Here is a 26,812-nt window from a genome sequence, read left to right on the forward strand (position 1 = left end):
TTAAGTTATTTCTTAATGTAATAATTGTTATTTCTTGTTGGTTTAATTAGTCGCTAATATTAACCTGGATTGATGATGTGGGGAGCAATTATCTTATATTGAAGAAATGCTGACTATGGAATGTATCGGTGTCTCTTATAGAGTAAGCACGATAGCTATATTGCCAAGTTGACATAACTTTTGCGATTGCATTGCGCTATACCAAAAAAACTAACTCCATGAGTGAGCTTAATATTATGAAAAAATCAGTAATTTCTCTCGCATTATGTGTTGCGACTGTATTAACACCCGTATCATCTTCTTTCGCTAGCAGTGATACCGGTGTACATATTGAAACGGCTTCCATTGCTGAGCTAAGGTTTGAACGTAGAGCGCTGGAAGCAGGTACTTGGTTCATTCCACAAGTTCTTTATGAAACGATTGCCTCTGAAACGATTGCTAAATTTGGCGGTGACCGCAATAGCACAGTGTACTTTTTTGAACGACCTGTGACTTGGCATGCTCAGATGATGACTGGCAACAATAATACGCCGTATGTTCACACCTATCATAGTATTGAAGATGGTCCAGTGGTCATCGAGATACCTGCTGCAACAGAAGATAATGCCTTCTTTGGTACACTGCTGGACTCTTGGCATAAGCCTTTAATTGACGTTGGCCCTGATGGTGCTGACCAAGGTAAAGGTGGTAAGTATCTGATAGTGCCAAAAGGTTACAAGGGCGATACAGATGGCTACATTGTCGTGGAACAAGATACTTTCCAAGGTTATACGACGATACGCTCGATGACGAAAACTACTTCCGAAGAAGATATGAAGGGTCATGTCGATTACGTTACAAAAGGCGTAAGAATGTATCCATTGGGTTCAAGTAATACCCAGACGACATTTAAAGCCATGGATAATGTTGTCATTGATACACACCTCCAGTGGCAAGAGCACTTTTCAACTTCGTTTTGGGAACGAGCGCATCAAGCTTTGCAAAATGAAGTTATTAAGAGTGATGAGAAAGCAATGTACGGTATGCTGCGTCATCTAGGTTTGGTAAAAGGGGAAGCATTCGCACCTAGTCAACAACAGCAAGTGATGTTGAATGAAGCATCAGCGAAGCTTCATGCAGAAATGAAAGATAGCTTCACACATTATGCCCCTAAGTTGTGGGGTGAACAATCGCAGTGGACGATTCCTGTCAACCCAGAAATGATGCTAACCAACGCAACCTACACTGCTGATTACTGGCACGATTATGTTGGGCGTGGGACCACATTTGCTTACTACATAGCACCACCTAAATCTTTGGCGGAATCACGCTCGACGACTTACATCAAAGGTATTCTCGATGCTGACGGAAACCCAATGTTTGGCGACTATGATTACACCATCCACGTCCCTGCTAATGTGCCAGCGGAGCGTTTTTGGTCATTTCTAACTTACTCTATGGAAACAGGTAGTTTTATCTATGAAGCTGACCGTTTAGGTTGGGCATCCAATGAGCCTGAGATGGCATTTAACCAAGATGGAAGCACTGACATTTACTGGTCTTCAGACTGTGAAAGTAGAGGTTACACCAACTGTATGCCAATTACTAAAGGCGAACAGTTTTTTACTTTATTTAGGCTTTACGGTCCCCAAGCTGAGTTTTTTAATGGCAACTTTGTGTTAGATGATATTCAACGTATTGATACCAAATAGTCGAAATCTAGTAACGAATTAAAATGACAGGCCATCACTCTTCATGAAGGATGGCTTTTTCGTTTTTATAGTAGTTGCAACCATCCTTGTAAAATGGGGGCAGGCCTTGTCTTTTGCCCTACTTATTCTCATCTATATGCCCGGCGTTCGCGAGAAATCCTAACTCAGAACTGTCCAGAGGAATTTTAGCGGGACTCGTGCTAACTTTGTGCTAACTTGCCTTTGCCCCATTTCGTGTTTCAAACCATCCCAAAATCACCGTCATTCCCTTGAAAAAGGGAATCTTATCGAAGCGAAGTGAGTGGCCAAATTGAAGTACGGGCCTGACACATCTTTGCCCCATTTCGTGTTTCAAACCATCCCAAAATCACCGTCATTCCCTTGAAAAAGGGAATCTCATTGAAGCGCAGTTAGTGGCTAAATTGGAGTACGGGCCTGACACATCTTTGCCCCTTTTCGTGTTTCAAACCATCCCAAAAATCACCGTCATTCCCTTGAAAAAGGGAATCTTATCGAAGCACAGTTAGTGGCCGAGTTGGAGTACGGGCCTGACGCATCTTTGCCCCATTCGGTGTTTCAAACCATCCAAAATCACCGTCATTCCCTTGAAAAAGGGAATCTTATCGAAGCGCAGTTAGTGGCCAAATTGAAGTGCGGGCCTGACACATCTTTGCCCCATTCGGTGTTTCAAACCATCCCAAAATCACCGTCATTCCCTTGAAAAAGGAGATCTTATCGAAGCGCAGTTAGTGGCCAAATTGGAGTACGGGCCTGACGCATCTTTGCCCCATTCGGTGTTTCAAACCATCCCAAAATCACCGTCATTCCCTTGAAAAAGGGAATCTTATCGAAGCGCAGTTAGTGGCCAAATTGGAGTGCGGGCCTGACACATCTTTGCCCCATTGTCATTCAGAGTAAATACTCATTCAAATCCTGTTAATTTGAGTTTGCCCTACATTAAGTTATCCGCATTCTGCTCATCTAGAAATTATGCACCTCTTAGCATTCTAATTCCCTTGCTTTATTGGTAAGGTATTGATTTGTAATTGAGCCAGTAAGTTAAAGACGGCTGTTAGCCGTCTAATTAGCGTTATACGCTCAATCAATTCGGAGTAAATAAATAGAAATGACAGGAAAGCAAAAGGTGCAGGTAGTGGTTGATAAACCGACTTCTTACCAAACCTTGTATAAAAAAATAGATGCGACATCAAAGACTAGGTTTCAAGCTTCTAGGCGTCTAATTAAACACAACAAATATTCGACACTGACGATTGTTTTACTATCTTTGGGATTGATTCTACAGGCGTTAATTGATGGTTATTCATTGTCGGAAAACATCAATAAGGACTTTTCAAGTCTCGTACAAGTATTTTCCTCCATTGCTGTACTAGTATATTCACTCCTGATCGCCAAAAATGATTACTCTGGTAGATCTGAAAAATTATACTCGTGTGCTTCCGCACTTGGGGAGTTGAAGCTGAAGGTTCACCCAGAAGTTGAGCGGAATAAACAGGAGGAGTATCTAAAAGCATCTGAAAAATATCAGGCTGTTTTAGACCAGTTTGAATCGCATGCCGTCGACAATTTTCAAAATGACTACACGGTAGCTAAGTTAACAATGCACGAGCACTATCCAATAAATTGGGCAAAACGATTGTTTCTAAATGTTAAGTACCGCGTACTATATGCATTAGAGTTTTCGCCATATGTTCTAGTGGGGTTAGTTCAGGCATACTTCATCTATCAGAGCATATAACAATTCAAGCTGATCCGCGGCGCTTTCTGTTTCAATTTGATTGGAAATTATAGTGAAGAGTTTCGGCAATGTAGCAGCGTTGTTCACATCCACGTAATTGGGCTATAGCGCAGGTGAATATAGGAGCTTCATTTGAACAAAGAGATCGAAAGATTGATCTATCAAATTCGAGAAATTTTAGCTCGATTTAAGAAAGCTGACTTTCATAGTATGACTAGCTTTTATTTCTCATCAGGCTTTCCTTCCGGTTGCTGCGGGGATGCTACTGATTTACTTGGTTTATATTTATTGAAGTATCATGGGTTAGAAAGTGACTATATTTGCGGGCACGGGTTAGGAGATAATTCAAACCAGACTCACGCATGGCTAGTATGCCAAGGTTACATTATTGATATCACAGCTGATCAGTTTAACGATGATGGCTATGAGCTACCTTCTGTCATCATTGATAAACAAAGCCCATTTCATGAACTATTCGATGAAACAACCAGTCGCCCAACAAGTACTGAATATCTAAAAGGTACTGGTATTCCAAATGTATTGATAAAAGTACTGTCAGTAATGCAAGAGCGGGAAAATTCGCTTTAACAAACAATCATGGCTTCAAGATACTTTGTCTAATCTGTCGAAAATCGTTTAGAGTAGCTCTGTCGCATGATAGATAGATGCAGCTTGATGCTCATCTTCTTATGAAATATAGTCTGGGTGGATACTAAATTTTTCAAGAAGATACGTATGAATACCTGTACAAGCAACACCCCCTTTCTAATGAAGTTTGCTGTTCCAAGAAGTGCTAGCCCTTCAATTGGTGGATATTACTGTGAACGAAGAAATATGTGGGTTGATGAAGATTCTGATACACCTATGATAGAGCTTGGAGCCATTGCGGAATTATCTACAAAGACAGATAGTGTCCGTGAAGCTGATGATGAAATCTCATTAAGTAATGAGATTCAAACTAAAACTTTTGCTCAAACGGAAAGTGATGACTCAAGTACTCACTGTATGCACTTGATAGAACTCATGACCAAAACAAAAGTAGAGCTTGAATCGGATGATACTGGACCAGACTTTTAACTTGCGTAATTACTAAATATGATTCTTTTAGTTACAAACCAACGCGATCTCACAATGGACTATATTGTGCGGGAGCTGAATAGAAAAAACATACCTTTCTATCGATTGAACACAGAAAATATTTCAGCAGCAAAGTGCCGTATTGGTCACCTTCATATAGACGATTGGTCGATAGACAATATTTCTGGGCAAGATATCAAAGCTGCGTACTTTCGAAGGCCCGGTTCTCCTTTCGATAAATTAGAACAGCATTATAGCTCTAATGTAAGTCGATATCTCTCTTTAGAGTGGCATGCTTTCCTCAAAAGCTTGTACGGACGCCTTGAAGGAAAATGGCTAAATTCTCCAAATGACATATCACTTGCTGAAGATAAACCAAAACAACTGCTTCTGGCTAAGCAAGTAGGTTTTTCTGTACCCGACAACACAATAACCAATGATGTAATTCCTGCATTAAAGCTATTTAATGAAAAGCCTTTAATAGCAAAACCACTAAAACAAGCACTTATCGAAGAAGAGTCTGAAAAGGTAATCTTCACAAACCAGGTTGAAAACTTAGAGCTAGAGGACGAAGAGTCCTTAAAAGCTAGCCCAGTCATCTTTCAACAAGAAATAGCTAAAGCGTGTGACCTCAGAGTAACTGTTGTTGGCAAGAATGTTTTTGCCGTCTCCATAGATTCACAGGTTAATGAAAAAACTAAGGTAGATTGGAGAAAAGGCGGAGAATTGCACCTTAAGCATGAGGTAGTTGAGCTTCCTGAAGAAGTTAAGAGTTACTGCGTAGAACTAACACATTTACTTGGATTGAAATTTGGAGCCATTGACCTTATTCGTGACGCTACTGGGAAGCACTGGTTCCTTGAGATCAATCCAAACGGTCAATGGGCTTGGATAGAAAATCAAACACGTTCTCCAATTTCCCAAAAAATAGTCGAAGAGCTCATATCTATAGGTGAATCAAATTGAAACTATGTGACCTCCTCTGGCCAAGGCTTACTGGACGTTACTCCCAGAGTGAGATGATAGAGACACAAAAGAAAGATTTTGATTCCATAAAGAAAAGTCTCATAAAAAAGAACGCACATGTTGTATTAGAAGAAGCTAGAAGATTATATGCTCTTGAACAAGAACGAAGAAACGGCGCTGATACAAAGTCTGGCTTATATCTTACGGCTGTTGCTGCGCTGATAGCTTTTTTTTCTTCACAGGCCCCAGAATTTACATCTCAGGTCTCTTGGTTTTCAGTAGTAACTTTCTTGCTTGCTGTGTTTCAACTAATTCGTTGTGGTATTTGGTCGCTAAAAGCTCTCAAAGTTACTGGTTATGCACTCTTAGATTGGAAAGACCTAATAGAGCAACCTTCTTCAGCAGATTTCGAAAGTAACCTGGCGAAAAAGCTTTTATGCTCTTTGAGATACAACTATGACCTAAATAACGACAAGCTAACTAACGTTAATATGTCATATGAGACCCTTATCAGCGCGTCATTTTGGCTAGTTATATATCTAGTGATTGAGATTATACAATCGATTCTAGAACAAACTTACTCTAACCCTTCTATGTATGATGCTACCTTGTATATCTGTTCATGGTGTAACTTCTCTTACACATAAGTGAAAACAGTCAAATACATTAATCATGAGTACTAATTTAGTCCAGTACGGGAGTCAACATGGTAGTGAGCTGTTCTAGCCAGATTGGACATTTTACTAAGCGACTTTTCTATACCAAAAGTTATCCGTATTTTTCTAAATTAAATAAATATCCTAAGAAGGTTTTGTCCATCATTGTGCTAGCTCAGATCTGCCCCATTGTGTTTTACGTTGCATTTGCAGTGCAGCATTCTGTTTGATGTTTGGCTTACTTTTCCTTATGGCGAAGCTTTAGTTATGTGACCCAATTTTCTCATCTACTTTATTTTAGATTCTAGCTAGAATTGCGGCCGCTAAATTCAAAAGCTCACAAGATCCAAAATAGTAGTTAGTTGTGGTTTAATTCTCATTTCATAGATAAGTCACTGTTGTATAGCATAAAACTTATGTGATTTTGTGTTAACTATATGCTATAGATATCATTTGGAATACGATATCAATCATTCATAAAGTGCTGCATCAATGACAAAAATGATCACTTCCCTAATACGTAGACTTTCTGATGGACTTAATCACGTCATCTTGTTGCTCGAAAGAAGACAAAGTAGCTCAACTCAACGCTCGAAATTTGTAGATCTTGCTCCAACAGATGAGGCTGATGAAGAAGGGATATATGCAGAAGCGATAGAGTTCGCAATGAACAGTCCAAAGGTCTTCAATATCGCCATAACTGGACCCTACGGTTCAGGAAAAAGTAGCATAATTCAATCATTTCTTAAAAGATATAAGCGAGATGCACTACAGATATCACTAGCGACGTTTATTTCTGAAACTGATGAAAAAGGAGTTGGTGCAAATCGTCAGGAGATCGAAAGAAGTATTCTACAACAAATGCTCTATGGTGCTGATGCTAATAAACTACCATTGTCTAGATTTAAGAGGATACAATCTCCTGATGTAACTTCAGTTATTAAATCTCTATTCATGACGCTTGGCATCCTATCGGTTGCGTATGTCTATAATTTTCAGAAAGATATAGTCAATGGTGGTTACTTTACTCCATTTTCTCTTGAAAATTGGTTTAACTTAGGTGTTTTTTCTTTTTCAATTGTATTTGCATGGGTCGTATTACACCGTTTTTATGTCGCGAGTTTTGGTTTGTCTCTCAAAGGTATTTCGCTGAAAGATGTCGAAATTAAACCAGCAAATGATGACGAAACCTCAATATTGAATAGGCACCTAGATGAGATAATATATTTCTTTCAAAGAACTAATTACGATTTAGTTGTTATTGAGGATCTTGACCGATTTAATAATGCTGATATCTTTGTAACCTTACGTGAAATAAATAGCTTAGTAAATTCCAACTCAGGAGTTAAAAGGCACATTAGGTTTCTCTATGCACTACGAGACGATATGTTTGTCAACACTGAGCGGACTAAGTTTTTTGAGTTTATTATACCTGTTATCCCTATCATTAATACATCTAACTCTATAGACATGGTACTAGCTCAAGGGCAGCGATTATCACTTGATGTAGGTCTCGATAGGCAGTTTCTTCGCGAAGTATCTCGGTACTTAAATGATCTAAGATTGATTCAGAATATCTTCAATGAATACAAGATTTACGTAGCTAATTTAGAAACGGACGGTGAAAACCTCCTCGATACTAATAAGCTATTAGCAGTTTTGATATACAAAAATGCCTACCCAAAAGATTTTGAACAACTCCACCGTGGCTTAGGTACTCTAGCCAAAATACTAGGCCTCCGAGACAAGCTAGTTGAAGCAGGAGAAAGAGAATATAGAAATACAATTATGCGACTTGAAGAGACGCTTGAAGCAGGAGAGCGTCAAGTTCCCGTAGATCTAAAGGAACTACGAAATATATATGCTATGGCTTTATTAGAAAAGCTCCCACCTAATACATTATCTATAAATGTCAATCAAAACCATGCACAGTTCGTGGAAGTTTTTAAATTATCTTCATGTGATAATTTTGATGAACTTATTGAATCAAAGGTTATTTACTACAAATCTTCGAATAATAACAACATGCCGTCAATAAATGTGAGTAACCTACAGAATGAAGTAAACTCTATAAAGAGCTATCGACAACGTAGAGAGGAAATTGAGGCTAAGGCAGAAGAGAACAAAACCAAGATTCTGAGTAAAATTCGCGACTTGCGGCCAAAGATTGCTTCAATTCGTACAGCTAAACTCAACGAGCTACTACGTGTCGACTCAGGCCACGAACATGACTTGTTCGAAGGCTTCGGCGACAACGGGGAACTAGCACGGTTTTTAATACTAGAAGGCTATTTGGATGATACGTACTATCAATACACATCACTTTTTCATTCAGGGCGAATGTCTCCAAATGACAATAAGTTTCTCATTCAAATACGTGCATTTATAACGCCAGAACCAGATTTCCCTATAGACAATCCACATGAAGTCATAGCTGCGATGAGAAGCGAAGATTTTCAACAAAGCTATGTCTTAAATGTTGTACTCGTAGATAGCCTTTTGAGCGACCTGATTCGTTACCAAAGTCAAGTTCAGAAGTTGTTAAGTCATATTATGTCAGATTTTGAACGTTGTGAAGAATTCCTAGATACCTATTACTCTAGTGGGATTTACGTTAGGCAACTTCTTACTGAGTTAGCGACCAAATGGGGTCGTCTGATACCAGCGATGCTCTCAAGTCCCAATAGCAAAGAGCATGTAATGAAACTGATATCGAATATACCGATAACAATGCTTAGATCGCATTCTAGGGATTTCGAAGAATTACCTGTATTTGTGTCAAACAACCTAACTGAAATTTTGTTGAATTTGCCTGAACTAAAGCCGGAACGTCTTATATGCTTAGACTTTGAAGTCAAAGAGCTTTCGACGATCCAGCAGCACTCCGACATAGTTAATGCATTATTCGAGGAGGGTCTTTTCGCGCTTACGATGGGAAACATAGAGTTCATTTTTGAAGTGATTCTGATAGTTGATGATCGTGAATCTCTATATAAAAACAACTACACAGCCATACGAAAAACAGAAAATAAAGTCCTGAATCAAAAGATTGAGGAGAACTTTGCTGACTATTTACAAAACATCCTTTTGCCTCTTAAAACTAACACAGAAGAAGATTCTGCTGCCATTCAAAGTGTTCTTATCCATGATGAACTTGAGCCAAGTGTTCTTAGGGCCTTCATCGAACAGCAGACTGCAAAATTACAGACTCTAGATCGCATCCCAGAAAGGATGTACTGCCCTCTATTCGAATCGAACAAAATACAGCCAAGCTGGAAAAATTGCCTTTCTTTTATTCAAAGTCCAGTTTTTTCAGAAGATGCCCTAACGACATTTCTAGATAGAGATGATGTTCGTACTGTCATTCTGAAACAAGCCATTCCGCTTGATGAAGAATCACAAAGCCTGCGCTCATTCATTCTTAAGGCGAACTCGCTTACAAATGCTAGTTATAGCGATTATATTCAGGCTTTACCTAGTATCTATAAAACATTTCCGAGTGGCCTCGAACCTGGAAAGATTAGAATATTGATAGATCAGAAGAAAGTTAAGTTCTCAGAAGATAATTTTGATTCAATTGACGAGCACCGAGAGTTACAGATCCATTTTATTGCATCTTACATCGATGAATATCTAACAGAAAATGATGAATTTTTGCTGAGTGATAATTACTTAGAAAGTCTACTTGAGACGGAAATTCCCGTTACAGCAAAGTTGAAAGTCATAGAGCAGATGGATTTATCCTCTCTTTCTGACAACAGCTCACGATCCGCGCTAATAGCTAATATAATCGCTGAAAGTGATTTAAGACCAAAAAATGTCAATGAAGATTCGGCACGTGATTTAATAATCAACTCCTCTCCTATTGAAATCCAAATATTGTTGTTAAATAGATTCCATACTTTGGTTTCAGATGATGAAGTTCGTCGCATATTGAAAAAACTTCCAGATCCATATTGTGAAATAAAAACTGGGTATAGATCGCCGCGACTCATGGACAACCAACAGAATCAAGAGTTAGTTAGATGGCTTGAATCTAGGAGAATTATTTCATCTTGGAAAAAGGATATAATATTTGATGACAAAATTAAGGTGAATCTCTTCAGGCGCTAAATTGAATTTTGAAGCGCTGTGTGTGCTCTAGACAATTGTCTGGAAACAGAGTTATAGGCGAGTTTCAACAATACTCATGATGGTTACCTTACCTACTATCATTTTTGATCTGTCCTAGTCACGCTGGACACTAAGTCAATGACTTTCCATACCTGTGCTTATTCATTACTTTCTAATTTAGTAAAGTCACTGACACAGAAATGTCCAGAAACATTTTACAGAGCCACGCTTTGGGACAGCCGCTCTTGGCGAACCATGTCCTTGTCCCAAGGCGAGTTAGTGTCCTTGCTGATAACAGAATTTACAGCTTCGTTTTGAACTGAATTGATTATTCCTATTAATGGAGCCGCAAACTGGATCATGAACTACTTATAAGCACCACTAGTCGAAAGGACATCAATGCAAGCGATAAACGCATTTTTTAATTACTGAGTCCGGCTATACTGTTTGGGTCAACGTAAGAAAACGCAATCACTGGTAACAAATACCCCGACATGACGGCATTTCGTGGTAGGTAGTTGTTCATCATTGATCATCAATCACTTGAAAAAGTGCTAGAAAAATCAGATAGCAGGAACACTACCGATACCCTTTTACAAAAGTACTATCTAAGACTCATCATTTCGGATGGAAAGCAGATAATAGAGAATGAATAAACCGACGATGATTTAGGTTTTACCTTAGATACAACTTTGCGACTCTGCTCTATATAAAGGAGGATCAATAGTCACTGTTGACTTTACTTAGGATAAGAGCGTAATTCTTTTCAAAAGAATCAAGGAAAAACAGGAGCTGTACATGCTTATTACATTTCGCTGTAAAAGCTATGCTAACGTCACAATGTTCGGTGACATTGGGCTACAAATTATAAAGATGATGGGCCACAGTGGCACATTACCCGGTGCTATTCTTGCCCCAGATCTCCCTGAGGCAATTTCTAAATTAACGTTGGCACTCGCTGCCGAAAGTACAGCAACTCAAAAAAACACTTCAGCCACTGGTGATGTTGAAGACGATGAAGAGGAAGCCTTATCTGAACAGGTAGTAAGCCTGAATCTCCGAGCCATTCCATTAATAGAATTATTAAAGTCTGCGATAGATGCGCAATGCGATGTCATGTGGGATACCCCATAACACTTGCTTCAGGCAAACTAGGATGCTCTAAGTAATGACACAGTGGTCAACTAATCTATTAGTTTTGCATTAGAGCAAGCACCCTCTATCGTCTAATTATCTTTTATTAGCGTGCCCCCCCTTTTGGTTTAGCAATTAGAACGCGTTTGCATGGGCGACTCACCAAATAATTGCTTGTAGCTCTGGCAAAAATGTCCCAGATGGAAAAAACCAAAATCAAAGGCGATTTCATTTATGCAGCGTTGCTCGCTTGGGTTTTGCAGAATGCGCCGTACCTGGTTGAGACGTACGCCTTGTATAAATTGTTTTGGTGAAATGTCACAACAGGATTCAAAGGTGTATTGCAGCGTGCGACGACTAACATGAACAGCATCGCATAGCTCCGTCACGGTGATGGGTTTACGGTACTGCGAGTTATCTAGGTACTGTCTAATTCGACGCATCGTAAGCTCACGTTGTGTGGTATTGGCTTTTTGAATGTTTTGGCTAGACGATTGAGCGAATAACTCGACCAACATATCTTGAATAATGGCTTGATGAGTGTGAAAAGACCAACGAGGTGAACTCGGGGAGAGTAGCAGCGACAAGTAAGCTTTTGTTTGTTGGGTGTAGTGTTGAGAACAACTAAGGAAGTGGCTCTTGTTGGTTAAGGATTCAAGTTCTAGCTGTTGCTGAATCATCTCAACTAGCGCTGGGCTGATGACAAGCCCATAAATGGAAAAGGTTTCTGGCGTGAGCAGCTCAAAATCGACCCCAGCCTCACGGATTAAAATGCTATCAGGGTTACCTTGCGCATGGTTGATGTGTGAAGGTCTATTGTTAGCACTGAGCCCTAACCAGATCCCTTCATTAATACGACATTGCTGCTTGAGCTTTCGGTTGCTGTCTTCTCGAAACAGGTGCACGTGAGAGAATTTTCGTTCACGGATATGACCTAGAAAACTTCCTCGACTCAGTTGGTCATATTCTTGCTGCCAGTTGGAGAGGCTGGCTGCCTGCTGATTTGCATCAAATGTGTTGAATGTGCACAAATCAGGTGCATAACACATTGATTCTTTATATTTTATCATCATTTTATGACCTATTTATGTGACCCACTTTAGCGCAATTTGTTTTTAACTTGCTGTTTATTAGTGTTTTTTCATGTTTGCCGATTCTTGATATCAATTCGGTTCAAAAATTGCTCAATTACCCTTATATGCAAAATGTTATTGAGCAAGAACTGAACCAGTTTATGAAGAGGGTATTTATGACAGCAGCTTATCGCCGGCAACAAGGACATCTGGTTTTTAACTTTGAGTCGTTAGCAGACCTAATGGCAAAGGCGACGCCAGAGCGTTCAGGGGATACTTTGGCTGGTGTATCTGCAACCTCTGCTGCTGAGCGTGTCGTCGCTCAGATGACATTGGCAGACTTACCCCTTAAGACGTTTTTAAATGAGGCGGTGATCCCCTATGAGAGTGATGAAATCACTCGATTGATCATGGATAGCCATGATAGAGAGGCGTTTAAAGCGGTTGAACACCTTACCGTGGGAGACTTTCGTAACTGGCTGCTAAGTGATGAAGCCGATAGTTCCACGCTTGCACAACTGCGGTCTGGCCTGACTCCAGAAATGGTCGCTGCAGTGAGTAAGATCATGCGTAATCAGGATCTGATTCAGGTGGCAAAAAAATGTCGGGTAGTGACTGCGTTTCGTAACACCATCGGTTTGCCTAGTCGTTTATCTACCCGTCTACAGCCCAATCATCCAACCGACTCTCTCAATGGCATTGCTGCCAGTATTTTTGATGGGTTGATGTATGGCAATGGTGATGCAGTGATCGGCATTAACCCAGCGACAGATAATGTATCGCAGGCGGTTAAGTTAATGAACCTGATGGAAGAGGTCATTCAGCACTACCAGATCCCGACCCAATCTTGCGTATTGACCCACGTCACCAACACGATTGAAGCGATTGAGATGGGCGCTCCGGTGGATCTCGTTTTTCAATCTATTGGTGGCACTCAAGGTACGAACGATACCTTTGGTATTAACCTTTCGATGCTTAAAGAGGCAAACGAGGCGGCGCTTTCGCTTAACCGAGGTACCGTTGGAAGTAATGTTATGTACTTTGAAACTGGGCAAGGGACAGCACTCTCTGCTAATGCTTTTCATGGTGTGGATCAACAAACTTGTGAGGCACGAGCTTATGCCGTAGCGCGTCATTTTAATCCACTGCTGGTGAATACCGTGGTTGGCTTCATCGGCCCTGAGTATCTCTTTGATGGAAAACAGATTATTCGAGCAGGGCTTGAGGACCATTTTTGTGGCAAATTGCTTGGCCTGCCGATGGGGTGTGATATCTGCTACACCAACCATGCCTATGCCGATCAAAACGATATGGATAATTTGCTGACGTTACTTGGTGTCGCTGAGTGCTCGTTCATTATGGGTATTCCGGGCTCTGATGACATCATGCTCAATTACCAAACGACCTCGTTTCATGATGCGCTCTATGCACGCAAGGTGTTGGGTTTAAAACCTGCACCAGAGTTTGAGCAGTGGCTTACTCAGATGCAGATTTTTGATGATGTTAAAGAGGTGCGTCTGAATGATCGACTCTCCGGCTCATTTGCTGGTGCTATAGCACAACTTAGTGGAGGGCGCGTACATGGGTAAGGTGGTTTCTATGGCAAAGCATTCCGCTTCCGAGTTGGTGACTAAAAACCCTTGGCACGAGCTTAGAGATTTTACATCGGCACGTATTGCACTGGGTCGAAGTGGAAATAGTGTACCAACCAAAGAGTTGCTTTCTTTTCAGCTCGACCATGCACAGGCGATGGATGCTGTTCACTGCGCCTTAGATGTGGATGCATTAGTTGATCACCTCGCGCAATCAAACTCTGTCATTCAACACACTTCTCAGCCACCAATCAAGGCGCATAGCAAAGCGACAGACAGGTTCATGTATCTGCAAAGGCCAGATCTTGGTCGTCAGCTTGATGATGTCTGTTGGGAACAGCTGCAAGCCACTTATCGCTCAGAATCTTCCCCGTTTGATCTCGCGATAGTGGTAGCTGATGGCTTGTCTTCAATTGCCATTCAAAGCCATGCAAAGCAAGTCATTGAACGTCTGCTTTCTTTATTAGGGGAAGAAAAAATGCCGTGGCGTGTTGCTCCAATTACTGTAGTGAGTCAGGGCCGAGTGGCGGTAGGAGATGATGTTTGCGAGTGCTTACAAGCGAAGATGGTGGTGATCTTGATTGGTGAGCGTCCGGGGCTGACCTCTTCGGATAGCATGGGTATGTACCTGACTTGGCAGGCAAGAAGAGGAGCAAAAGACTCTGATAGGAACTGCATTTCTAATATTCGCCCACAGGGGTTGGTCTATGAGGATGCGTGTAATCGGGCGGTATACCTATTGAAAGAAGCCCGTCGACTAGAGCTTTCTGGGGTCAACCTTAAAGACCGTTCTAGTGTCGAGGAAGAGGGTGGTGAGCAGTTAGAAGACAAGCAAATAGGCAATTTTTTAATTGGATAAAAATAGAGGGATTTACAATGTCAGAACATCAAGAATATTTGGCGCAAAGACAGCTTAAGAGGGGCACTGCAGGGTGGATTTTGTTAGCAGGATTAGGGGTTTCATATGTGATCTCTGGTGACTTTGCTGGCTGGAACTTTGGTATCGGTCAAGCCGGTTGGGGAGGTTTTCTTATTGCAGCAATTGCTATGGCGGTGATGTACTTCACCCTTGTCCTTTCTTTGGCGGAGATGTCTGCGGCTATCCCTGCTGCTGGCGGTGGCTATAGTTTTGCTCGACAAGCAATGGGTCCAACGGGTGGATTTTTTACCGGTTTGTCTGTCTTAATTGAGTACGCTCTTGCACCTGCAGCGATTGTCATTTTTATTGGCTCTGCTGTGAATGAATTGATGGGTATTGATGGCCCACTTGTTTACGCGATCTTTTATGCCATCTTTATCGGTATTCATATGGCAGGGGTGGGAGAAGCTCTGAAAGTCATGATGGTCATCAGTGGGTTAGCCGTGCTAGCAATTCTTATGACGGCTGGCGTATTGGTTACTGAGTTTGATGCTAGCAAGCTGTTTGATATCGCTCCAACAACCGCACAAGCTACAGAGTTACTGCCTTTTGGTTGGTATGGTGTGTGGGCAGCACTGCCGTTTGCAATGTGGCTGTTTCTGGCGGTAGAAGGTGTACCACTGGCTGCTGAAGAAGCGAAAAACCCGGCTAAGGATGTACCTAAGGGTATTATCGGCGCAATGCTATTCTTGCTGGTAACTGCCACTTTAGTGGTTCTGCTGCTAGCGGGTGCGGTGGGTTCAGAGGTGATTGCAAATAGTGCCGTTCCACTGGTTGATGCCTTGAAGTTAACTGGTAACCCAACGGTTGCAACGGCTGTTAACATACTCGGGCTTGCAGGACTCATTGCTTCATTCTTCTCGATTATTTACGGTTACAGCCGCTTGGTATTTGCATTGTCGCGTGCGGGTTACCTGCCGAAAAGCCTATCGCTAACGAACAAAAATAAGGTGCCTGCTCGTGCTTTAGTGGTACCGGGTGTGTTTGGTTTCGTTGTGTCATTAACCGGAGAGGGCGACCTGATTTTGGCGATGGCAGTCGTGGGGGCGACGGTATCTTATGCGTTAATGTCGCTTAGCCATATCTTGTTGCGTATCAAGCAACCAGAGCTTCATCGTCCATACAAAACACCGGGTGGCATGCTAACATCTGGCACATCCCTTGTGCTATCACTTATCGCAATGACGGGTGTTTACGCTTTTGACCCGTCTGCATTCTTTATGACCATCGGGCTATTTGTAGTGGGTGGTGCGTATTATGGTTTATACAGCCGCAATAAACTGGTCGCAACGACAGCAGAGGAGGAATTTGAGATGTTGTCTGTTGCAGAGAAGGAGCTTGAGGCTATTAACTAGGTTTAATTTCCACAAATATTTTAGGCTCCAGTTCCTTGCTGGAGCCTTTATTAAACTACTGTAGTCACTTCCATGAACAACCCAACTAACCATCACCTCTAACGAGAAATATTGATTCAGAAAATAGTGGCGTTTTAGAGCCATTTTCTTAGGACGTTAATGGCTAAAAACGTGTCACAACGCGCTTGCATTAGATTCTGCGCCAAGTGTGGAATGACGGCTGTTGGTGTCGAACGGAATGACGGTGTTCGGAGTGTTGGGATTCGTTACCGCTTTTAGGTATCGACAAAACATCAGGGCCGTTTTAATTCTTTTATTGCAGGTTTTACAGCAAAGGCATCGCCACCTAATTTCCCTACCGAATCTATCTGATGTTGATTGATTGCGTCATCAAGGAAGAGATCATCTCGGACATAGATAGATTTTACGTCTAGCAAGACTATTGTTCCTCCGGTGGGTAGGTCGCTGATGGTGCGGATTTCTCTTAGGGTGCATTCATAGCGAACGGGGGATTCTTTCACCGATGAGACACTCACCAGGGCGCTCTTACATTGTTGAACTTCAGCGTGCTCAAACTCACTGATAGCGCCCTCTAAGGCCGCACTGGTCATATTTGCTTTTACCATTAAGTCTGAATTGACGATATTGACTACACACTCACCCGTTTGCTTGAGGTTGACTAAGGTGTCTTTATCGTTGCCATTACGCTGCGTAACTTGGGTATAGAGCAATACAGGTGGGTTACAACTGGCGACAGTAAAAAAAGAATAGGGCGCTAGGTTATCGATACCTTCAGCAGATCGAGTGCTGATCCATGCTATTGGTCTGGGAGTCACCCCGCCGTTGAGCAATCGATAATTCTGCTGTGGGGTGAGTTCGGCTGTTTTGAAGTCCATGTGGTGCCTCGCAAAGGAGTGGTTCATCTTATGCTCTGGTAAAGCAACTATATCGGCTTAAACCGCAGAGATCACTCATGCTAATAGAATAACTCGAACTGGTCGCTCCTTTTCTTTCAGGGGGAGTGAGTCCTCTTTGCTCGTGACTTATAGGGCGACGGAAACCCAAAACATTAATGACACTCGCTGAGTGTAAATTGTTAATAACGAAATATTATCAAAAGCATAATTATTGATAATTTCAAGAAATTACAAATACTCCATATACTCTCTCCATCGAAACAAGACAACGAAACAGTTAACGGTATTTGGAGCGCATTATGAAAATGAATCACGTAGGCATCATGGTTGGCGATATGGACAAAGCGGTTGAGTTCTACACTCAGGCACTAGGTTTAAAAATCGTTATGAACAACACAAAGGTTGTTGAAGAGCGTGAAACGGCTATCGGTCGTATGTGTATCGCGGTATTTGGTGAAGGCTTCAAAGGTTTCAATATTGCTCACCTAGTAACGACAGACGGCATCGGTGTTGAACTTTTTGAAATGAAAGAGCGTCAGGAGCGTCACGAAGTTGATTTCTCTCGCCTTGGTATTTTCCACTTCTGCCTGCAAACTGACGACTTTGCTGGTGTCATTGAGCGTACTGAAAGATTCGGCGGTAAAGTCCGTATGGATATCATGCGTTACCACCCAGAAGACGATAACAAGCCAGCGAAAATGGTTTATCTAGAAGACCCGTTTGGCAACCTATTTGAACTTTACTCGCATACATACGAAGAAACATACGCTTCTGACTACGAGTAAGCAGAAACGCAACAACAATAGGCTGGCTCTGGTGCTAGCCTTTTTGTTAGGTGCTACTTTTATAGCTTAGTGATGTACGAAGAAAGTGATGATCACTGTTCTACAAGTGAAGACAGGCGATGGCCAATTAAAACAATGTATTAGGAGATAAAATGAGTGTTCCAAACTTTGGTGTGGGTACCTTTCGTTTGCAGGGTGAAACCGTTATTAACTCAGTGAAAAATGCATTAGAACTTGGCTATCGAGCCGTAGATACCGCGCAAATTTACGATAATGAAGCCGAGGTAGGTCAGGCGGTTTTAGAAAGTGGCGTAGATCGAAAGGCTTTGTTTATTACCACTAAGATTTGGGTGGATAAACTCAGCAAAGAAAAGCTCATTCCAAGTTTAAAAGAGAGTTTGGAAAAGCTGAAAACGGAGTATGTCGATCTCACTCTGATTCATTGGCCTGGTGAAGGTCATGATGTGCGCGAGTACATGCAAGAGCTATTGAAAGCCAAGCAACTTGGCCTGACAAAAGAAATTGGGGTCTCTAATTTCAATATCGCATTATTAAAAGAGGCCGGCGAAGTGGTCGGTATGGACAACATCGCGACCAATCAAATCGAACTCAGCCCTTATTTGCAAAATCGCGAGTTGGTTGACTTTATGCAACAACAAAACATCAAAGTCACCTCATATATGACGCTGGCCTACGGCAAAGTGTTGCAAGACGAGGTGATTAAAAATATCGCTTTGCAACGCAATTCCACAGCCGCTCAAGTGGCACTCGCATGGGCTATGCAAAAAGGTTTTGCTGTGATCCCGTCGTCAACCAAGCGAGCCAATTTAGCCAGCAACCTAGAAGCAAAGATGCTGCGTTTAACCGATGACGAAATGGCAAAGATTGACGGGTTAGAATGCAATGGGCGAGAAATCGACCCTAAAGGTCTCGCCCCTATTTGGGACTAGTTATCGCGAATAGACTGGTCAGCCTTTAAAATTCACTGTCGACTTGAAAGACCATGCGCTCTTTCGTATAGGGATGATCGAGTTCCAATCGCTCTGCGTGCAAATGCAAACGGTCAGCTTTCTTTCCGTACAGGCCGTCGCCTACCATTGGCATGTTAAGCCCTAGATTGTGCGCACTGTGGACACGAAGCTGATGGGTTCTGCCTGTTTTTGGGTACATGAACACTTTGCTGCGCCCATCTTTGACTTCAATTAATTGCCAGTGGGTTAGGGCAGGTTTGCCGTGTTCATCACACACAAGTTGTCGTGGGCGATCGTCAGGGTCACCGCGCATAGGTAAGGCAACCTCTCCTTCGGTCTGGGTCAGTTCTCCTTCTAGTAATGCGACATAGCGCTTTTGTACTCCACGGGTGATGAACTGTTTTTGTAAGCTTTTATTAGCACGTCTGGTCAATGCAAAGACCAATAAACCGGATGTCGCCATGTCCAGACGGTGAATTACAAAAGGGCCTTCTACATCTGGAAATAGGGCTTGCAGCCGCGTATACGCCGAGTCTTTAATGGTTTTTCCGGGTACGGATAAGAGACCTGACGGTTTGTTGATGACCACCATCGCTTCATCCTGGAATAGGATTTCCAATTCTTTGTCTTCAGCCCAGTTCTTTTCAAGAGGATTAGGCTCAACATTTAGGCCTTGCAACATATGCCCCAAGATAGGTTGGCATTTATTGTTGCACGATGGGTAGAAGTTTTTGTGCTGACGGATTTCTGATTTAGGAGATGCCCCCCACCAAAACTCGGCAAATGCCAATGGCGTAAAGTGGTGCTTGTAAGCGAAATTTAGGAGTTTGGGTGCGGCACATTCGCCTGCTCCTGCTGGTGGAGTAGGGTTTGCTGTTGCAGCAAAGATATCCACTAGATCGAGCACTTCACCGCGTTGATTTAGAAAGCGATACTGTTTGTGGAGCTTGTGCTGTAAGGCGTTGGACAACATCTTATGATGCTCTCTCAGCTCTGCTAAATGAGCTTCAAGAACCGTCAAACGTTGCGCTTTGACGGCTAACCTTTCATCCCAAACACGCTTTAAGTGCTTGAGTTGGTTTTTTTCGGCCACGCTTTGTTTGCTGAGTTCGTCGAACAAAGCGTTAAGGCTATCGGGAGCTAGCGTATGTTGCGCTTCTTTTCGCTGTTTCTTGCGAGTTGCGCGACCGTGAATCATTGTCTCGCGATGGGCTTGTTCTTCTTTTTGGTACGCGGCGCGCTCGGCTGCTATTTGCGCTTTAAGATCTGCTATCTCAGGATTTTCAGCACAGGTTTTATAGCTTGCGTACGCTTTGTTGATTTCTTCAGCATCGCCAAGGAAAAACCCGTCTTTAGTGAGCATGTCGAAAACCGGTGGAACGAAGCCAGGCAATAGGTTTTGGTCGGCAATTTTTCCAGAAAAAGCACTTAAAAAGCCGATTTCTCCCTGCGGGTTTTGCACCAGCAGAACGCCGAACATTTTACCCCGACCACTACCTTGATTTTCTAGGCCAAAGTCATGCTCGAAATCCGTTTGAGTTTCCAGATATTGTAGGATCTGTTTTGCAGCCAATACGCATAAAGGGTGTGGCGTGTAGTAAAACGGAAAAGTAAATTGTTCTGGCAAATCATAGCCTTCGATAGCAACGTCAAATCGATGAAAACAATGTTGGGGCGAGTGCATAGTAAAGGCCGTATGATCGGAGAAATTTGAGCACGGATTGTACCTTTTTTTCAGGCGATTGCCATGAGGAGTACATGAGAACTCTTTATGAAGTAATGATGGTCGTTTATCTGCGGTTTTACAACGTATGGTGACAAGAGCTTAATTGAGCGCGAGGTGACGACTATGAGGGGCAGAATAAAGACAGTTGGCACAATAAGCACCAACCAGTCTTTGGTAAATACCTGTGGCCAGGCCTACTAGGCCTGAGCCAGTACAGGTGAATCACTCATTGAGATTTACCTCAATAATACCTGCGACCAAACTGTCAAGCTGCACGACAACTTGCTCGCTGGCTTCTTCCATCATAGCCACAGAGGCCAGCGCTGCTGTGAGGTTGTCAGCCTGAGCTTTTTCTATGGCAATTTTACCTTGGTCATGAACTTCTTTATGCGGCGCATCGATTAATTGGTGACTTCTGAAGTGACTATAGTTTTTGCCTTCACCCTGGTGATACCACTGTCCTAAACGACATTGTGTGTGAGAGTTCACTTCTTGATCGAACAGTCCGCTGTGCAGCATACGATAAATGTTGTTTTTCCATACGGCGTGGTCAAGTTTGACCGTATCAATGAAAGCACCAATAGATGCTGCATTGATCACTTGGTTCATATGCTCAGACTTCACAACGAGTTCATTAACAATACTGCCTATTTGGGCGGATGATGCCGATACCTCTTCGGCGCAGACTTGGTTTTCACCAATTGAGCCTTTTAATGTGGCAACCTGTTCGAAGACCTGATTGACCAGACTATCAATTTGTTGACTGGCACCATTGGCTTTTCCTGCGAGAGTTCTCACTTCGTCAGCAACCACAGCAAACCCTCGACCGGCTTCTCCTGCTCGTGCCGCTTCAATCGCCGCATTAAGTGCCAACAAGTTGGTTTGGTCTGAAATTTCCTGAATTGATGAGACAAGAGCGCGAATAGAGTTAGCGGTACCGTCTAACAACTCGATAGCATCGATGCTTTGCGCTGCTTGCTCTGAGATCTTAACCGCTCGACTATCAAGGCGGTTGATTGCCTGATGTGTTTGTTCGAACATACCAGTCAATTGTTTTAAGCCTTCATTTTCATTGGCAAGAACTTTCGCACCATCAGCCATACCCGAGCGTATGGCCTCAAGCATTTCACCACCCTTTAGGTTGTTTTGCATGAGCTTTTCGCGAAATGCTTCTTCAGACTGAAGCTGCTCAATGAGTGCGTTAGCCTGTGCCAATTGACTCTCTAAGTCGCCGATTTCTGCTTGATGCCTACTTTTGAGATCTACAACCTCTTGCTGCAGTCTCGCATTCTCTTTTTTTATGGTTTTTGTTTGAAACATACATTCCCTTTATATTCAGCAAGGATTTTTGTTGGTATTGCCATATCATTATATCATTCAACGAGTTAACAGTAACATTACGAATAAAAATCCGCGGCGAAATAACTTGAAGATGTGAGCCTTGATAAAGTAATTATTCTCACGAAATGTCGGGTCTCTTCCTATCAATCGTGGTTAATACCTTAGCGGTGCACACCGTATCACAGACTGACGCTTTTCTTTTGCTACTTGGCAACCAATTGATGAAACTGAAGTGGCCGAAGCGTTCAGTAACTTCAGGCCATTTGATGAGGATGAATAATGAGCAATTCGATGTTTAGTAAAGATGGCACTGCTCAAGGCGTGGCTAAGCAGCGCCTGATCGAATCACTTGCCGATCCCGATAAGCGAATTATCAACGACCCATACGCCGATAGGTTTGTCATGGGCGCGAGCCTTATCAAACTGATGGGCCATAAGGTCAGTGTTTGGTTAACCGACAAATTTGCACCAGGCTTTCACGAGCACTTGATTTCACGCACGCGCTTTGTTGACGATCTGGTGTCACAAAGCGCCGTGCATGGTATAGAACAATACGTCATTCTTGGTGCTGGCTATGACTTACGTGCATATCGACTTGATTTGCCCGCTTCAATGAAAATCTTTGAAGTGGATCAAGCCGAGGTCCAGGCAAGAAAGCGCAATAAGCTGCCACAAGATTTACCCAATAAAGACAATGTTGTTTATGTGGACGTTGACTTTATGCATCAGTCGCTGAGCGAGCAACTGCTGGCAGCTGGGGTTGATCAAAACAAATCCACGCTATTTACTCTTGAAGGCGCCTCTCAATACATATCAAAACAGGCATTGGCTTCTACGATTAACGAGATCGCAACGCTAACTCAAGACTCTCGCGCTGTGTTCTTTTTTTCTTATGTCGATAGTCGTCTCAATGACAAGCCAGAGGAGTGCTTTGGTCAGGGGTATCCAAAAGCGGCAAAACGAGCCGACACGATAATGCGCCTCTCCGCTAAAGTGGGTGAGCCATGGGTGTCATTGTACTCCGCTCAGGAAGTTGAAGCTTTGCTTTTGGAAAGTGGCTTTAGCCTAAAAGAAAACAAGTCGTTGGCTGATCTAAACGATCTCTATTTTAAACCTGTTGGACGAGCCTTATCGGAAGAGCACATTTTGAAGATCGAACATTTTGTGATTGCAGAATCATGAGAGGTGTAACGTTCTTCGGTCACAGTCTCTCTAGCCGTCAATAAAAAATCCCTCATGTTGTAATGAGGGATTTAGAATGACTAAGCTGTCGTTTAGTCACTGTCAACGGATAGTTTAGTCGACGAGCTTCATTTCCTGGATAATATCAGAAGCAATTTCTGGTTTTGTGGCAGTCGGCTTTTCGTGAAGATTCGCTTTAAGCTGTCCTTTGCGATTGCGCAATCCGGTCTCGAGTTTTTTGACGGCTGCTGCGATCGCAACGTACATGACATCGTCGGTTGAATTAGCCGATACTCTTACACTCTCATAGTTAGTAAAGACTTCTACGTGGTGATGGCCATGCTCTTTAGTGATGATGATGTCGGTACTGATCAGTTGTGGAAAGTGGACGGCGATTTTTTCAAATTTGCTTTCGACGTCTTTGCGAGAATCGTCATTGATTGATACATGATGTGTCTGAATGTTTACTTTCATATAATGCTACCTTTCCAATCACTGTGTTATTTAAAGTTAGCAAACTCCACGTGATTTGACCAAGTATCAAAAGGTACATGTGTGATTCACTTCTGTGTTATCAAATAATCTACACATGCCCCCTTGAAATTGACTAAGGCAATAACAAGGGGCGTTAACCCTCGTGCGGCTTTGTCTAAAACGTGCCTTTGTCTAAAACATGTCTTTGTCTAAAACATGTCTTTGCTTAAAACATATTGTTGAGAGCGATGCCTACCCCTACACGAGTCTGACTGTGATTGTAATCGATTAAGCTGTCGCCATAGCCATTAAACAGCGTCACATAACCCTTGAGTTTTCCATAAAGTGGCGTGGTTAGGTTTGCTTGAATGCCACCTTTTCGGGTAGAAACATTACCGTGCATTTTGACGCTGAGTTCGTAGCGGCCAAAGTCGTAGCCCAACCCCCACTCTGCATGTCCCATGTACTCTTCGATATCGGGGTTGTCGTCTCCTCCCGTATCCTTGGGATCACTTTTCATCTCCTCCGGAAGTCGATACCAGGGACGAACAAAACCGACCAAGTTACCTTGCTCGTAGATAAATTCTGCGAACACGCGATTCCACGAACGCGAAAGGGTAGTAGAACGCCCATTAGATTGGTGCTCTATGCCCAGCATAAGCCCGGTATTTGCTTCGTTCGGGTGCCAGTCTAGTGGCATGATATAAAAGAGCTCTGGCGTATAGTTGGTTTCTCTAAATGGGCTTGAGATATCACTGGCGTAGACTTGCCACCAGGCCTCAAGAGTGAAGGCACCGTAAAGGCGATCTCCGTCGAAAAATATCGACTGATAGCTGAGCGGGAATTTTAAACTGAGCTGAAATTTAGATTCAACATCTTTAAAGCCGTCACTGTAAGTTTGATTGTCACTGTAGGCGTCAGGGTTGATTTGACTGGTCGTGTAAACAGGGAGTATATAGTTCATTTTGTGTGCAGTAAGAACGAATTCAGACTGTTCGCTTTGCCTTTCCTGAAGGACGCGTTTGGTAAGGGCGCCAGCTTTAGCTTGCTTACCTCGAATGATTAGCGAGTCATCTTTTTCGGTTGACACTTCGGCAGCGCATAACGCACGAATTTCACCCACAGTCACTTCTTCTTGGCTTATGGCCAAGTGACGCTCGGTGCATTGTTTTAATTCTGATGCGTAAACCTGGTGAGAGAGGCCCAGAGATAGGATGATGCAGGCACTGGCCCAGTGACGATAACGATTCAATGCGATTCCATATTATATCTAATTCCTTTGATGACAATATGTTAACAAATGTTTGCAGCTATCGAAAATAATTAGGCATTTAATGCTTGCGATACTTTGGAGCTTGGCACTCTATTGAGCTTGTGACAGATGTCTTGGCCTACCTGAGCGAGTGCATTGAGATCGACACCCGTGTGTATACCGAGCCCATGACAAAGATACAGCACATCTTCAGTTGCGACATTACCGCTTGAACCTGCGGCGTATGGGCATCCTCCCAATCCGGCGACACTGCTGTCGATCACATTTATGCCCATGGTGAGCGCTTGATAGATATTGGCGATGGCTTGTCCCCAGGTATCATGAAAATGGACGGCGAGTTGCGAGGTGGGCACTTGAGATTGCACAGCGCTTAACATTTGGGCAACTCGTACTGGTGTTCCGGTGCCAATGGTGTCCCCTAAAGATATCTCGTAACACCCTAAATCAAATAGGGCTTTGGCGACAGCGGCGACGTGATCCGGTTGAGTCTGACCATCGTAAGGGCAATCAACGACACAAGACAGATAACCACGGACACGGATATTGTTATTCATGGCTCGTCTCATTACCGGTGCGAAGCGCTTAAGGCTATCAGCAATGGAACAGTTAATATTGTGTTGGCAAAATCCTTCGGAAGCGGAGGTGAAAATCGCGACTTGGTCGACTCTGGCTGCCATGGCTTGTTCTAACCCACTCATATTGGGAGTCAGCGCAGAGTATATCACGTTGGGGGAGCGTGCTATTTTACCAAACACTTGCGCGGAGTCTGCCATCTGTGGCACCCATTTGGGAGAAACAAAAGAGCCGCTTTCAATATGGGAAAGGCCTGTCTTTGATAAGTCATTAATGAGCATAATTTTGTCTTCGAGGCTGACAGACGCTTCATTTTGCAGGCCATCTCTAGGGCCCATTTCGACGATAGTGACAGTGCTGGGGAGTATCGTATTTGCCATTAAAATTTCTCCCTTTTGTGCTGAGTCGCTACAGGCGCCCACGGAGGCAAACGTTTCTCAAAAAATGCGCTTAAGCCTTGTTGCGCTTCATTGGAAACGCGAACATCGGCGATTAATTTGCTCGTGTGTTGGATAAGCGATTCATCAATGGATTGCGCATCGCAGCGCAAACATAGTACCTTGGTTTGCTTAAGGGCTAACGGGCCATTGGCAAGAAAAGAATCGATCAGTTCATCTTGGTAGGCTGCTAACGTTTGATCATCTTTGCTGACACTATGAATAAGCCCGATGGATAACGCGGTTTCTGCGTCAAATTGTTCGGCACTGAGGAGGTAGCGGCGAGCCTGACGTGCGCCTATCGCTCGGCACATATATGGGCCGATGGTGGCAGGAACCAAACCGAGTTTAACCTCACTAAGGCAAAACGTTGCATTACTGCAGGCTAAAGCGATGTCAGCGCACGCTATCAGGCCAAGTGCCCCCCCAAACGCGCAACCTCTGATGACAGCAATCGTCGGCATCGGGAAACGGTCAAAACAAGACATCAATTGGGCGAGCTGCTCGGCATCGGACTGATTCTCGTGCTGCGTTTTGGCGGCCATTGATTGCATCCATTTAAGATCAGCACCAGCGGAGAAGTGGCGTCCTTTGGCTGTTAATACCAGGCAGCGAACTCGGCTGTTATTGGCAAGGGTATCCAAATGGTGGAGCAATTGACGAATCATCAAATCATCAAATGCGTTGCGCTTTGTTTCTCTGTTTAGCGTGAGCGTTGCAACGCCTTGCTCATTCACATCGCACAATACTTGTGATTCATGAGGTGTGTTGCTAGAGGCCGTCGGCTTTGATGTTGTCATA

At 43.0% G+C, this 26,812-nt stretch carries 22 protein-coding genes and 1 pseudogene; 14 read left to right on the forward strand and 9 right to left on the reverse strand.

Annotated elements, in window-relative coordinates:
* Positions 1–236: 236 nt before the first annotated feature.
* The 8 genes from LNL84_RS04325 to LNL84_RS04360 all read left to right on the forward strand — a co-directional run bounded on the left by LNL84_RS04325 (position 237) and on the right by LNL84_RS04360 (position 11,393).
* Positions 237–1,691, forward strand: coding sequence for a DUF1214 domain-containing protein (locus tag LNL84_RS04325; protein WP_244355449.1), 1,455 nt, complete (start codon positions 237–239; stop codon positions 1,689–1,691).
* A gap of 1,126 nt (positions 1,692–2,817) precedes the next feature.
* Entirely contained in the window at positions 2,818–3,447 is a 630-nt protein-coding gene (locus LNL84_RS04330; RefSeq protein WP_244355450.1) for an SLATT domain-containing protein, read from the forward strand.
* A 132-nt stretch (positions 3,448–3,579) separates the two neighbouring features.
* Positions 3,580–4,035, forward strand: a complete 456-nt coding sequence (locus tag LNL84_RS04335) for a hypothetical protein (RefSeq protein WP_244355451.1) — start codon at positions 3,580–3,582, stop codon at positions 4,033–4,035.
* A gap of 147 nt (positions 4,036–4,182) precedes the next feature.
* On the forward strand, positions 4,183–4,524 hold the full coding sequence (locus tag LNL84_RS04340) for a hypothetical protein (protein WP_244355452.1): 342 nt from the start codon (positions 4,183–4,185) through the stop codon (positions 4,522–4,524).
* A 54-nt stretch (positions 4,525–4,578) separates the two neighbouring features.
* A complete protein-coding gene (locus tag LNL84_RS04345) occupies positions 4,579–5,490 on the forward strand; it encodes an MvdC/MvdD family ATP grasp protein (protein WP_244355453.1) in 912 nt (303 codons plus the stop codon).
* A gap of 53 nt (positions 5,491–5,543) precedes the next feature.
* Positions 5,544–6,137 (forward strand): hypothetical protein, encoded by a 594-nt coding sequence (locus tag LNL84_RS04350; protein WP_244355454.1) that lies wholly within the window; start codon positions 5,544–5,546, stop codon positions 6,135–6,137.
* A gap of 501 nt (positions 6,138–6,638) precedes the next feature.
* Positions 6,639–10,259, forward strand: coding sequence for a YobI family P-loop NTPase (locus LNL84_RS04355; RefSeq protein WP_244355455.1), 3,621 nt, complete (start codon positions 6,639–6,641; stop codon positions 10,257–10,259).
* A 798-nt stretch (positions 10,260–11,057) separates the two neighbouring features.
* Positions 11,058–11,393 carry a DUF1840 domain-containing protein gene (locus LNL84_RS04360; RefSeq protein ID WP_244355456.1) on the forward strand — a complete coding sequence of 112 codons (336 nt, stop codon included), beginning with the start codon at positions 11,058–11,060 and terminating at the stop codon, positions 11,391–11,393.
* Positions 11,394–11,521: 128 nt separating this feature from the next.
* On the opposite strand, the gene LNL84_RS04365 is transcribed toward LNL84_RS04360, so the two are convergent.
* Positions 11,522–12,442 (reverse strand): helix-turn-helix domain-containing protein, encoded by a 921-nt coding sequence (locus tag LNL84_RS04365; RefSeq protein WP_244355864.1) that lies wholly within the window; start codon positions 12,440–12,442, stop codon positions 11,522–11,524.
* Positions 12,443–12,642: 200 nt separating this feature from the next.
* Between LNL84_RS04365 and LNL84_RS04370 the strand changes: the two genes are divergently transcribed.
* From LNL84_RS04370 to eat, 3 genes are read left to right on the forward strand one after another with little or no spacing between them, the layout of a single operon-like run.
* The gene (locus LNL84_RS04370; protein ID WP_244355457.1) at positions 12,643–14,055 is read left to right on the forward strand and encodes an ethanolamine ammonia-lyase subunit EutB; all 1,413 of its coding nucleotides are present in this window, start codon (positions 12,643–12,645) and stop codon (positions 14,053–14,055) included.
* Positions 14,048–14,917 carry an ethanolamine ammonia-lyase subunit EutC gene (gene eutC, locus LNL84_RS04375; RefSeq protein WP_244355458.1) on the forward strand — a complete coding sequence of 290 codons (870 nt, stop codon included), beginning with the start codon at positions 14,048–14,050 and terminating at the stop codon, positions 14,915–14,917. Before LNL84_RS04370 ends, eutC begins: the two co-directional genes overlap by 8 nt.
* Positions 14,918–14,934: 17 nt before the next feature.
* Positions 14,935–16,332: an ethanolamine permease gene (eat, locus tag LNL84_RS04380; RefSeq protein ID WP_244355459.1), complete on the forward strand. Its 1,398-nt coding sequence runs from the start codon at positions 14,935–14,937 to the stop codon at positions 16,330–16,332.
* Between the two features lie 293 nt (positions 16,333–16,625).
* On the opposite strand, the gene LNL84_RS04385 is transcribed toward eat, so the two are convergent.
* Complete coding sequence (locus LNL84_RS04385; protein WP_244355460.1) at positions 16,626–17,228, reverse strand: flavin reductase family protein; 603 nt, start codon at positions 17,226–17,228, stop codon at positions 16,626–16,628.
* A 320-nt stretch (positions 17,229–17,548) separates the two neighbouring features.
* Here LNL84_RS04385 and LNL84_RS04390 point away from each other — a divergent pair, with 320 nt between their 5' ends.
* Complete coding sequence (locus tag LNL84_RS04390) at positions 17,549–18,034, forward strand: VOC family protein (protein WP_244355461.1); 486 nt, start codon at positions 17,549–17,551, stop codon at positions 18,032–18,034.
* A gap of 152 nt (positions 18,035–18,186) precedes the next feature.
* The gene (gene dkgB / locus LNL84_RS04395; protein ID WP_244355462.1) at positions 18,187–18,984 is read left to right on the forward strand and encodes a 2,5-didehydrogluconate reductase DkgB; all 798 of its coding nucleotides are present in this window, start codon (positions 18,187–18,189) and stop codon (positions 18,982–18,984) included.
* A gap of 25 nt (positions 18,985–19,009) precedes the next feature.
* Here the strand turns inward: dkgB and LNL84_RS04400 are convergent, their stop codons facing one another.
* From LNL84_RS04400 to LNL84_RS19860, 3 genes and pseudogenes are all read right to left on the reverse strand, one after another.
* On the reverse strand, positions 19,010–20,689 hold the full coding sequence (locus LNL84_RS04400) for an RluA family pseudouridine synthase (RefSeq protein ID WP_244355463.1): 1,680 nt from the start codon (positions 20,687–20,689) through the stop codon (positions 19,010–19,012).
* A gap of 264 nt (positions 20,690–20,953) precedes the next feature.
* The gene (locus LNL84_RS19855) at positions 20,954–21,340 is read right to left on the reverse strand and encodes a CZB domain-containing protein (protein ID WP_482146145.1); all 387 of its coding nucleotides are present in this window, start codon (positions 21,338–21,340) and stop codon (positions 20,954–20,956) included.
* A 39-nt stretch (positions 21,341–21,379) separates the two neighbouring features.
* Positions 21,380–22,051, reverse strand: a pseudogene (locus LNL84_RS19860) (methyl-accepting chemotaxis protein); the annotation flags it as partial.
* Between the two features lie 300 nt (positions 22,052–22,351).
* Here LNL84_RS19860 and LNL84_RS04410 point away from each other — a divergent pair.
* Complete coding sequence (locus LNL84_RS04410) at positions 22,352–23,254, forward strand: class I SAM-dependent methyltransferase (protein ID WP_244355465.1); 903 nt, start codon at positions 22,352–22,354, stop codon at positions 23,252–23,254.
* Positions 23,255–23,368: 114 nt separating this feature from the next.
* On the opposite strand, the gene hpf is transcribed toward LNL84_RS04410, so the two are convergent.
* The 4 genes from hpf to LNL84_RS04430 form a co-directional block, all read right to left on the reverse strand.
* Complete coding sequence (gene hpf / locus LNL84_RS04415) at positions 23,369–23,728, reverse strand: ribosome hibernation-promoting factor, HPF/YfiA family (protein ID WP_244355466.1); 360 nt, start codon at positions 23,726–23,728, stop codon at positions 23,369–23,371.
* 226 nt (positions 23,729–23,954) lie between these two features.
* On the reverse strand, positions 23,955–24,980 hold the full coding sequence (locus LNL84_RS04420) for a phospholipase A (RefSeq protein WP_244355467.1): 1,026 nt from the start codon (positions 24,978–24,980) through the stop codon (positions 23,955–23,957).
* A gap of 71 nt (positions 24,981–25,051) precedes the next feature.
* Positions 25,052–25,954 (reverse strand): hydroxymethylglutaryl-CoA lyase, encoded by a 903-nt coding sequence (locus LNL84_RS04425; RefSeq protein WP_244355468.1) that lies wholly within the window; start codon positions 25,952–25,954, stop codon positions 25,052–25,054.
* Positions 25,954–26,811, reverse strand: coding sequence for an enoyl-CoA hydratase-related protein (locus LNL84_RS04430; protein ID WP_244355469.1), 858 nt, complete (start codon positions 26,809–26,811; stop codon positions 25,954–25,956). The genes LNL84_RS04425 and LNL84_RS04430 overlap by 1 nt, the downstream gene beginning before the upstream one ends.
* Between the last annotated feature and the right edge of the window lies 1 nt (position 26,812).

Origin of the sequence: Vibrio gelatinilyticus, assembly GCF_022836845.1 — a bacterium.
GTDB classification, from domain to species: Bacteria; Pseudomonadota; Gammaproteobacteria; order Enterobacterales; family Vibrionaceae; genus Vibrio; species Vibrio gelatinilyticus.